This window comes from Xenorhabdus stockiae, from assembly GCF_002632825.1.
Lineage (GTDB): Bacteria > Pseudomonadota > Gammaproteobacteria > Enterobacterales > Enterobacteriaceae > Xenorhabdus > Xenorhabdus stockiae.
This window is the reverse complement of record NZ_NJAJ01000106.1, coordinates 1-2,109: the sequence shown is the minus strand read 5'-3', so window position 1 is coordinate 2,109 and position 2,109 is coordinate 1. Positions and strand designations below refer to the sequence as shown.

At 31.7% G+C, this 2,109-nt stretch carries 3 protein-coding genes; all 3 read left to right on the top strand.

Annotation, left to right across the window (positions count from 1 at the left end):
• The first annotated feature begins 228 nt into the window (after nt 1-228).
• On the top strand, nt 229-1,284 hold the full coding sequence (locus tag Xsto_RS20500) for a DUF6708 domain-containing protein (protein ID WP_099126289.1): 1,056 nt from the start codon (nt 229-231) through the stop codon (nt 1,282-1,284).
• A gap of 45 nt (nt 1,285-1,329) precedes the next feature.
• Nucleotides 1,330-1,848, top strand: coding sequence for a DUF6708 domain-containing protein (locus Xsto_RS20495; RefSeq protein ID WP_099126288.1), 519 nt, complete (start codon nt 1,330-1,332; stop codon nt 1,846-1,848).
• A 69-nt stretch (nt 1,849-1,917) separates the two neighbouring features.
• The coding region (locus tag Xsto_RS20490) for a hypothetical protein (protein ID WP_422646187.1) at nt 1,918-2,109 on the top strand (192 nt) is incomplete at its 3' end.

Here is a 2,109-nt window from a genome sequence, read left to right as displayed (position 1 = left end):
CCGCATAAAAAGACGAGTAACCAAGCGACATAAAATACAAAATACATAGTTGTATATAGGTATGCATTTGATAATATCTTAATTATTTAATGCATATCCAATTTTATATGAGATATTTTTTACTGGAAAAAGATATAATTTTTGATAGAATTACATATGTATTTGTTGAACCTAAAATATATATCCGTAATTAATTAAATAAAAAAATTATAAATGGATTGAATTAGCATGTCAGTATATAAAGGGTTATTTACCCCCTACGCCCTTAATCGGTCGTTAACTGAACAGGAAATGGCCCACCAACTTCATCAATGGAGTCCTCACCCTGAATTTCCTCTTGTTAATGATAATAATACGGTGATTAAAATGAATTCAACGTATATGGAAGTTGTTGACAGATACTATGGACCTAAAGGATTTCCTAGCTTAATGATGGGGGTTCCTGCTATGGTTCTAATTGGTGGGTTTATTTTAATTTGTGCTATCGCTTTTAATCGTTCTATCTTATCTGATACATATCATTGGAATTTCAATGATATTTTATGGGGAGGGATATTTTCGGCTATATTTATTTTTGGTATATGGTTTTGTTTAAGTATTACCCTAAAAGAATGGTTCAGAAAAACCCATTACCCTATTCGATTTAATCGAAAAACAAAAATGGTCCATGTTTATCAGATTGATGGCACTATTTTATCCGTACCATGGAGCAAGATCTTTTTTACATGTTATGATGGTGTCAGTAAAACAAGTGATATGAGAGGATGGGGAATTGATGGCCATATTCTGGCGGAAGATAATATTACAGTATTGAAAACATTCAGTTTACCTTATTATAGCCATTGGGAAGATCTTTCAAGTTATTGGGATTTTATCCGTTGTTATATGGAAGAAGATGTATTGGAAGATCTTGCTAAAACTATTTATATGTGTCCTCCGGTTGCGAATAGAAAGGAAGGTTATATCTTTGGTCTTCAATATCAATTTCGTTATTCATCTAAGATAGAATATATTAGATTATTGGGGCTCCCATTCACGTTAATGGAGAATTTTTCCCGTTATATTTCTATGCTAACCAGTAAAATTCCACAATGGCCAGAGGAAATTGAAAATTTGTGTGAAATTAGCCCTGATGATCCGATTGATGTAAGTTATAAAACTCGTAATTCTAACTTATGGAGATATACCTTTGCATGTATGACTGAGGCAGATTATAAACAAAAAATGGATGCTGTAGAGCGTATAAGAAAAAAATTAGCAATACGTTATAAAGAAAATTATTAATCATATAATTGGGCATGAATTTAATCCGTTTTCTGTATTAAATTCATGTCTAATCGGTTACATAATAATGCCAATGAATTTTTTAGTAAAATCATCATGTCACATTTAACAGGATTATATACTCCTTATTCAGTTAACCGGCCGTTAACTCAACAAGAAAAAATAGATCAGTTTCATCAAGGTAAACCACATTGTGAGAGCAAATTTATCAGAGATGGAGATACTGTCATTAAAATGAATCCAACCTATCTGGAAACAGTTGATAGGTATTATGCTGATAAAGGCAATGCAAGATTAGTTACCTCTATTATATTCGCATTTTTATTTGGAGGACTTGTATATGGGAATTTAGTCTTTTTTGAACATTATTTTTATTGCGGAAAAGAATTGCCATCAACATTTGATATGCTTTTCCTCTTGCTATTTTTTCCTATTTTGTATTTTTGTCTGAAATTAACATTAAAAGAATGGTTCAAAAAGACGCACTATCCTATTCGTTTTAATAGAAAAAATAAGATGATATATGTCTACCAAGTTAGCGGTAATGTATTATCTATCTCTTAGAATAAAGTGTTTTTTACTTATGCTAAAGGAAAGGGGGCGTTTCCATAGTGGGGTATTGATGGGCATATATTGGCAGAGGATAAAAAAACTGTATTACAAACTTTTAGCTTAGGTTATTACGGTAGCAGACGTGAACTATCAGGTTATTGGGAGTTTATCCGCTGTTATATGGAGGAAGATGTTGTAAAAGAATTAGCTGAAACTATTATTATGTGTCCTCCGATAGCAGATCGAAAAGAAGGCTACAAATTTGGATTACTG